The sequence below is a fragment of the Bartonella elizabethae F9251 = ATCC 49927 genome (assembly GCF_000518165.1).
Classification (GTDB): domain Bacteria; phylum Pseudomonadota; class Alphaproteobacteria; order Rhizobiales; family Rhizobiaceae; genus Bartonella; species Bartonella elizabethae.
Genome location: NZ_JADB01000027.1, coordinates 1 through 8014 on the forward strand (window position 1 = coordinate 1; position 8014 = coordinate 8014).

The following is an 8014-nucleotide window of genomic DNA, read 5'->3' on the forward strand; positions in this document are numbered from 1 at the left end:
GATGAAGAAGAATAAAGGGGCTAGAGGGTAGAGATTGCGTGCGTTTTGTGTAGTCAGGTAAGGTTTGAGGGATAGGGCTTGGTTGGTTCTGTCTGATCCGTGTTCTGTTGGGGGCGTGATTTGAGAGAGGGGCGTGGGGTGAGAAGTTGGATTGGTTTACAGATCTCTGTTTACAAGAGTGGTCTGGCAAGCTTTGTCCTTTGGGGGAATTTGCTTTTTGAAGGGAGATTGTTCGCTGGTGGGGTGGAGTTTCATTGGCTGCTTTTGAGTAAAATCGTAAAATCGTAAAATCGTGAAAACGTGGAGCCGTAAAAGGAGGAGTGGAAGTTCAAGGACGTGAAAATTTTTATGCTTTGTTTATGTGTTGTGGAGGCTTGGGGGCGTGGTTGGGCTTGTGGCATGGTATGAAATGGGGAGAGAAGCTTGGGGGTGAAAATCTTGTGAATGGAGCAATAAGTTGGCAGAGAGAGGGGACGCGCGTAGTGGTGCGTTGATGGGAGAGAAGAGGAACCAGAGAAAGGAAGGAGACAATGGGATGAAGGGAGTATGACTGGAGGAGAGAGTTTGTCAATGGAGGGTAAGTTGGGATCGAGAAGGGCGCGCACGTATTGGGGTGTTGATGGAGGGAGGGGTGAGAACGATTAAATGTTGGGTGTGTGTTGAGGGAAGAGGAGCGCGTAGGGCGGGGTAAAGTCAATTTTTGAGAGGCGGCGGCTTTCATGTTCTTCTTAAAGGCGCTCTTCTGTGTGTCTTGGGCGATGGGCAATTTGTCGCAAGGGATGAGATCATTTTTGGGGGGGCGCTGTTTTGCAAAACCTTTTATCTTCTGGTTTTATGATGCTTTTTTGCACGCGTTTCTTCACTTTGTTTTTTCTTTCATGTTTTGCTCTTGCACTCGTTTAGATCATAACCCATATTCATTTTAACACGACAGTTCTTCATGCTTCAACGTTTCTGGTGTTCGTGTGGTGGGGCGGTCTTTATGACATGCTGGGGAGAGCTTTTGGTTTAGTGTTTTGAGAAAACAAAAGGGCTGGGGCGATACTAAAAAAGAATGCCTAAGAGTTGCCGCAAGAAAGGAAAAAAATGCACTTGGAAAAATATAGCGAACGCGTGCAGGGGTTCTTACAATCAGCACAAAATAACGCGCTGGCTTCTGATCATCAGCAGTTTATGCCGGAACATTTCTTGAAAGTCTTGTTAGATGATCCGCAAGGATTGGCTGCGTCACTGATCCAAAAAGCAGGGGGAGATCTCAAGCTTATTCAAAAGGCGCTTAAAGAAGCGCTTGAAGCTTTGCCAAAAGTGCAAGGGGGAAATGGACAGCTCTATCTCTCGCAGCCGGTGGCAAAAGTCTTCGCAACCGCGGAGGAGATCGCACAAAAAGCCGGTGATCAATTTGTCACTGTGGAGCGCATGTTGCAAGCGCTGTTGATGGAAAAGTCCGCAAAAACAGCCGATATTCTGACAAAGGCGGGCTTGACCCCGCAGGCGCTTAATCAGGCAATTAATGATCTGCGCAAAGGAAAAACAGCGACAAGTCCCCATGCGGAGGGCCAATATGATGCCTTGCAAAAATATGCCCGTGATCTCACAAAAGATGCCCGCGAAGGAAAACTCGACCCAGTCATTGGGCGGGAAGAAGAAATTCGACGCACCATTCAGGTGCTCTCACGGCGCACAAAAAATAATCCTGTGCTGATCGGTGAACCCGGTGTGGGAAAAACCGCTATTGTCGAAGGGTTGGCGCTGCGTATTATCAATGGCGATGTTCCAGAAACTTTGCGCGATAAACAGCTCTATGCACTCGATATGGGCGCGCTTATTGCGGGCGCAAAATATCGCGGGGAATTTGAAGAACGCCTTAAAGCCGTTCTGGCGGAAGTGCAAGCCGAAAATGGGCAGATTATTCTCTTTATTGATGAATTGCATAACCTCGTGGGCGCTGGAAAATCTGATGGTCCAATGGATGCTTCCAACTTGTTAAAGCCGGCTCTTGCCCGTGGAGAACTCCATTGTGTGGGTGCAACAACCCTCGATGAATATCGAAAATATGTCGAAAAAGATGCTGCTCTTGCTAGACGTTTCCAACCGGTCTTCGTCCCTGAGCCCTCTTTGGAGGATACGATTTCTATCTTGCGTGGGATTAAAGAAAAATATGAACAGCACCATAAAGTGCGCTTGGCAGACAGCGCTTTAATTGCCGCTGCACGACTCTCTTCTCGTTATATTACTGATCGTTTCTTGCCCGATAAAGCTATTGATCTGATCGATGAAGCCGCTGCACGCTTGCGTATGCAGGTCGATTCAAAGCCCGAAGAACTCGATGCGCTTGATCGGCGCATTTTACAATTGAAAATCGAACGGGAAGCTTTGAAAACAGATGTTGAACCTACAGCAAAAGAACGTTTGAAAAATGTGCAGGAAGAACTCAAAATTTTGGAACAACAATCCGCCGAGATGACAACGGCTTGGCAGGCTGAAAAACAAAAATTAGGGCATGCAGCCGATTTGAAAAAACAACTCGAAGAAGCGCGCAATGCTTTGGCAATTGCACAGCGGGATGGACAATTCCAACGCGCGGGCGAACTGGCTTATAGTGTTATTCCGGAACTTGAAAAACAATTGACTTTAGCCGAAAATGATGACCAACAAAATCATCTCGTTGAAGAAACGGTGACCGCTGAACATGTTGCGCGGATTGTTTCACGCTGGACCGGTATTCCTGTTGATCGGATGTTGGAAGCAGAACGCGAAGCGCTCTTGCGCATGGAAGATGAAATTGCTACCCGTGTTGTGGGACAGGGTGAAGCGGTTCAAGCTGTTGCGCGGGCTGTACGGCGGGCGCGGGCTGGCTTGCAAGACCCCAATCGTCCCCTCGGGTCCTTTATGTTCTTGGGACCTACCGGTGTGGGAAAAACAGAACTCACCAAAGCTTTGGCGGCGTTTCTTTTTCAAGATCCCAATGCTATGTTGCGGATTGATATGTCGGAATATATGGAAAAGCATGCGGGTGCGCGGCTTATTGGGGCACCGCCCGGATATGTCGGATATGAAGAAGGGGGCGTGCTGACAGAGGCTGTACGGAGAAGACCTTATCAAGTTATTCTCTTTGATGAAATTGAAAAGGCGCATCCAGATATCTTTAATCTGCTGCTGCAAGTGTTGGATGAAGGGCGCTTGACCGATAGTCAGGGCAGAACGGTTGATTTTCGTAATACTTTGTTGATTATGACTTCCAATCTTGGTGCTGAATTTTTAACCGCTTTGCCGGAAGGACAAACGGTTGATCAAGCAAAAGACGATGTGATGAATGTTGTGAAAGCCGCTTTCCGTCCAGAGTTTTTAAACCGTATTGATGAGATTATTCTTTTTCAGCGGTTGCAACGCAAAGATATGGAGGCGATTGTTGATATTCAGATACAACATTTGCAAAATTTGCTCAATGAACGCAACATAACCTTGCATATCAAACCAGAAGTTCGACAATTCCTTGCCGATAAAGGCTATGATCCCCTTTATGGGGCACGCCCCCTTAAACGGATTATCCAAAAAGAAATTCAAGATCCGCTCGCAGAAAAAATCTTATTTGGAGAAATTCATGACGAGACGGCGGTGACAGTTACAAAACAAGGGGATCGCTTGGAATTTTCGCCTGAAACATAAGTGGGGGGAAATTCCACGGGAGAGAAGGGGCGATAATCCTCTTATGCCATAACACGGTTGTGGTTAGGGGCGCTTACGCTGTGCTGCTCTGCTTGAGTGGTCAATGGTGAAAATCTGCTAGGAAAGCATTTGGATTATTTACGCACACACTGTTATTTATAGAGCAGTGTGTGGTGGTTGGTTTTGTCTTTTGGGGGGGATTGTTCAGTGGCTGGGTGGATGTTTCATTTGGCTGATTTCTGTAAAGCTGTAAAAGCGTAAAAATGTGGTTCTGTGAAAATGAAGTGGGTGTTCAAGAGCGTGGGGGGATTTAGGCGTTGTATAGCCTTTGGAGGCGTATTGGGGCTTTGTGTGATGTGTTGAGAGGTGGAGAGGAGAGAGGGGATTGGAGGGCGAAGAGGAAGCGTTTGTCAATGGAGGAATACGTTGAGATGAAGAGGGGCGTATGGGCGTTGATGGGAGAGAAGAGGAGGCAGAGAGAGGGAGGAGAGAATGTCGAAATGGGAGAGAATGGGATGAAGGGGGTGTGGTCACTATAAGAGAGGGAGGAGAAAGTGAAGGGGGAAAGGTTGGTTTTTATGATCATAAGGTATGGAGCGTTATTTTGCAGTGCACTGTCGTGAAATGGCAAAAGTAGTAGGCATGTTTTTTCAAATTTTTTCAAAAACGTGTGAATGAGCAACATAATGATGGTTTATTTTGTGCTTTATGTTTTGGGCATTCTGGTTGCATGAGAGAGATGATTATGAGAAAGAATGACACGAAATATTAAAAGAACAATATAAAAACTTGACAAGGTTAATGTAAAAAGGTATCATAATGACACAATCGGAATTGTATCTTTAAACCAGAGCAGATAAGAGCCCCATAAGAGCCATCGGCAAGACGATGGGTGAGAAGATAGCGGGGTGAGGGTGCTCAAGGTTTTTTCCAAGATTTTGTTGCTTGTTGCTCTCTGATGCTGTCAAAGGAGGGATGAACAAGGGGATGTTGTTTGAAGTGGGGGGATGTCCTTCTCCATTGGGTGGCTGCTGTACATTATTAGAGGCGGGTGATATCCGATATCAAAAGCTTTAGGTGCAGGGGGAAAGCAAAGCGTAAAAACGTTGATCTGTAAAAAAGTAAGGCTAAGTTTTAGGTCGTGGAGGATTTACACGTTGTGTGGGTTTTTAGGGCGTGTTGTTCTTTTGTTATGGCGTGGAATGGGATGAGAGGTTTGAGGGGCAAGGAGTCTGTGTATGGAGCAGGGGGCTTAGATGAAGAGGGATGACGAGAGAAAAAATATTTTAGGGCTGGATGGACAAGTTTGATAAAACACTCTGCTTTGAGGGGGGATCTCGAAGTGAAAAATCCGGCTTCTTCTTTAGAAGAAGCTAGACTATTCAAAAAAATGGCGCTGGATGAAGTCTTCGTCCTTTAAGGTAAGGGGAGTGGACGTCAAAATTCAGGCAATTAAAGATCAGGTCTTAAAGTTTTTTAATCCAGTGGACAAACACGAATAAGATGACCGTCGGGATCTTTGATGAGGAAGGTTCGTCCAAATACGTCCGTATAGGGTTCTTTCAAGACATTTATCTCAACGGTGGTTTGTTCTTGCCATTCTGCATAGAGTTTATCTACGTCCTCTCCATGAGGCAACATAATGCCGATTTCTGAAAAACGAGGCACATTTTCCTCCGGCGTATCGCCTCCAGACCAGAGAGCAAAGAGGGCATCACCCGAAGAAGTAAATGCAACATAGCGTGGCGAGATGAAAATAGGCTCTTTTTTGAAGATGAATTTGTAAAAAGTGGTAGAATGCTCGATGTTTGATACGTATATCAACTGTAGGTTCGGGGTAACAGGATAAGAGGGGATCGTGCTCATAAATTCTCCATTAATAGCGGTTTCCTAATACGGTATACCTCTATAGAGGATATTTCAACAAGAGATTGTGAAACTTCCGTTTGCGGAGTGTTTTATCCCATCATGCCGTAAAACACCGTCGTTTAGGGCGGTGATATCAGGCATGGGAAACTTTAGGCGGGGGGGGTATTTAAAAATTGATTGGGTGTTTTCCTTTGCTGTTTAAGCAAAGATAGAGGATATGTAAAACGCACTGCTTCATCATTTTTTAGATGATGAGCGTTTTTCTGCTTTAAAATTTTACTATCAAACAGCGTTGTTTGAGGGGTGGTAATTTGAAGCACATGAAGTGGGAAGCCAAGGGGGATGGGCAAGATTTTGGTTATCGTTTAGTGAGAAAGGTCGAGGTCATTTTTCGTAAAAATGCAAAAGCGTAAAGGCGTGGATCTGTATGAAGTAAAGGATTGGAGCTTTGTGGGCGTTTTTATCTAATCGGAAATTAACCACCAAATTGCTTTTTGTTTTTTAGGGTGGAGTTCTCTAAAAGTTTTCACAAGGGTTTGTTCCTTTTCACTATAGATTTCTTGATCATTGTGTGAGAGATTTTCTGGAATATCTTCTTTTGAAATATCCGCATAAAAAAAGGTAATGGGAACCTTCAGTAGCTTGGCAATTTCTTGTAGCCGTCCTGCGCTTACACGATTGAAGCCTTTTTCGTATTTTTGGATTTGTTGAAAACTGACACCTAAATGGCTTCCTAACTCCTTTTGAGAAAGCCGCATTGAAATTCTTCTATGACGAATTCTTTTGCCAATAGAAATATCATTAAAATGTGAATTTTTGGTTTGCACTTCAAGCCCCCTCCGGTTGCGAGCGCCCTCGCATGGGTATTCCGGGAGGTTGGATTCACTGAACTTAAACAGTCTCTTGTTTTTAGTGCTATTGCACTTGGACATAACAAAAGCCCCCGGAATTTCCGGGATAGCCATAATTGTTTATGTGTTAAGTTTTAAGGAATCCAACTCCCTATTTGACCGTTGCGTGGACGATCAAAAACACGCGTTAATCAATAAAGTAATTTCAAAAGATTGGCAAGAAAAATTAAAACATTGGCTATGCTGCACACTCATAAAAGAGTGCTGTTTTGAGGTGTGGTGAAAAGAGCAGGAATATTCAGGATAAGGCGTGCTTTATGAAGTTCTATCCGTTTGAAGGGTGTTGATCTGAAGATCGTAGGGGATATTTTACTCCATAAGAAGCCCGATTGTTCATAGATCAGTGTTGACTAAAGTGGTGTGGGGTGTTGGTTAGAAGGCTTTTTCGTATTTTTGGATTTGTTGAAAACTGACATCTAAATGGCTTCCTAATTCCTTTTGAGAAAGCCGCATTGAAATTCTTCTATGACGAATTCTTTTGCTTGATAAGAAATATCATTAAAATGTGAATTTTTGGTTTGCACTTCAAGCCCCCTCCGGTTGCGAGCGCCCTCGCGTGAGTATTCCGGGAGGTTGAAAATACTGAGCCTAATCAGCCTTTTGCTTTTAGTGCGTGAGATACACTTGGACAGAGCAAAATCTCCCGGAATCCGAGAAGCCTCACATAGTAAGCTAATTTTTTTAGAACTTAGGGCTTCAACTCCTTTATTGACCGTTGTGTGGACGATCAAAGCACCTTTTGAGTGATAAAGTGATTTCAAAAGATTGGCAAGAAAAATTAAAACATTGGCTATGCTGCACACGCATAAAAGAGTGGTGTTCTGAGGTGTGGTGAAAAGAGCAGGAATATTCAGGATAAGGCGTGCTTTATGAAGTTCTATCCGTTTGAAGGGTGTTGATCTGAAGTCCGTAGGGGATATTTTGCTAGAACCAGAGGTTGTGTTGTTAATGGACCAGTGTTGACTAAGGTGGTGTGGGGTGTTGGTTGGGAGAATTTTTCTGTAAAGATTTAAAAGCGTAAAGGCGTGGATCTGTAAAAAAGGAAGAGAAAACTCAAGGAGCTGGAGAATTTACACGTTGTGTGGGCTTTTAGGGCGTGTTGCCCTTTTGTGAGGGCATGGAATGGGATGAGAGGTTTGGAGTTGAAGGTTTCGGCGTTATGGGAGCTTTTGGCTTTTTACTTGGGGCTTTGAGCTTTGGGCTTGCTGGGGGTGGTTTTCCTTTTTTCATTGTGGAGTGCTTTTGAAGGTTCGTTGCTGATTTTTATGGCATTGTTTCATGGCATGGAATGGGTTTTTCTTGATTGAAAGGAACATGATGATGGCTGAGAAAAATTGTCTTCCCTTACGTCGAAGAGGACGCAAAAAAGGGACTTTGAATAAAATAACAAAGCGGTTTAATGAAGCCTTACTCACAGCTGCTGAGCAGGCTGGATCTCAGTATGGGGAGGATGGGCTGGTGTCTTATCTGCAATATCATGCCCTGAATAATCCTGTGCCTTTTTTCTCACTGCTGGCAAAAGTTTTGCCTCTGCAGGTGACCGGAGAAGGAAATGTCAAAACAATTTC

6 protein-coding genes and 1 pseudogene are annotated in these 8014 nt (G+C 44.5%); 4 read left to right on the top strand and 3 right to left on the bottom strand.

The annotated features are described in order from the left end of the window. The first annotated feature begins 320 nt into the window (after positions 1-320). The 3 genes from T429_RS10665 to T429_RS0108225 all read left to right on the top strand — a co-directional run bounded on the left by T429_RS10665 (position 321) and on the right by T429_RS0108225 (position 4303). On the top strand, positions 321-494 hold the full coding sequence (locus T429_RS10665; RefSeq protein ID WP_154645793.1) for a hypothetical protein: 174 nt from the start codon (positions 321-323) through the stop codon (positions 492-494). A gap of 592 nt (positions 495-1086) precedes the next feature. Next, positions 1087-3666 (top strand): ATP-dependent chaperone ClpB, encoded by a 2580-nt coding sequence (gene clpB / locus T429_RS0108220; RefSeq protein ID WP_005774749.1) that lies wholly within the window; start codon positions 1087-1089, stop codon positions 3664-3666. Between the two features lie 445 nt (positions 3667-4111). Next, positions 4112-4303: a hypothetical protein gene (locus T429_RS0108225; protein ID WP_005774751.1), complete on the top strand. Its 192-nt coding sequence runs from the start codon at positions 4112-4114 to the stop codon at positions 4301-4303. An 839-nt stretch (positions 4304-5142) separates the two neighbouring features. Here T429_RS0108225 and T429_RS0108230 read toward each other — a convergent pair. The 3 genes and pseudogenes from T429_RS0108230 to T429_RS11105 form a co-directional block, all read right to left on the bottom strand. Next, entirely contained in the window at positions 5143-5532 is a 390-nt protein-coding gene (locus T429_RS0108230) for a VOC family protein (protein ID WP_005774752.1), read from the bottom strand. Positions 5533-5999: 467 nt separating this feature from the next. Beyond that, positions 6000-6362 carry a helix-turn-helix domain-containing protein gene (locus T429_RS0108240; RefSeq protein ID WP_026500964.1) on the bottom strand — a complete coding sequence of 121 codons (363 nt, stop codon included), beginning with the start codon at positions 6360-6362 and terminating at the stop codon, positions 6000-6002. 459 nt (positions 6363-6821) lie between these two features. Then, positions 6822-6970, bottom strand: a pseudogene (locus tag T429_RS11105) (helix-turn-helix domain-containing protein); the annotation flags it as partial. Between the two features lie 796 nt (positions 6971-7766). On the opposite strand from T429_RS11105, the gene T429_RS0108255 reads away from it, so the two are divergent. Beyond that, positions 7767-8014, top strand: a 248-nt coding sequence (locus T429_RS0108255) for a hypothetical protein (protein ID WP_026500965.1), incomplete at its 3' end; no start/stop codon positions are given.

Bases quoted from the DNA above. Each gene is read 5' to 3' on its own strand.
- T429_RS0108230 (WP_005774752.1), bottom strand. From the start codon at position 5,532: ATGAGCACGATCCCCTCTTATCCTGTTACCCCGAACCTACAGTTGATA.
- clpB (WP_005774749.1), top strand. From the start codon at position 1,087: ATGCACTTGGAAAAATATAGCGAACGCGTGCAGGGGTTCTTACAATCA.
- T429_RS0108225 (WP_005774751.1), top strand. From the start codon at position 4,112: ATGGGCGTTGATGGGAGAGAAGAGGAGGCAGAGAGAGGGAGGAGAGAA.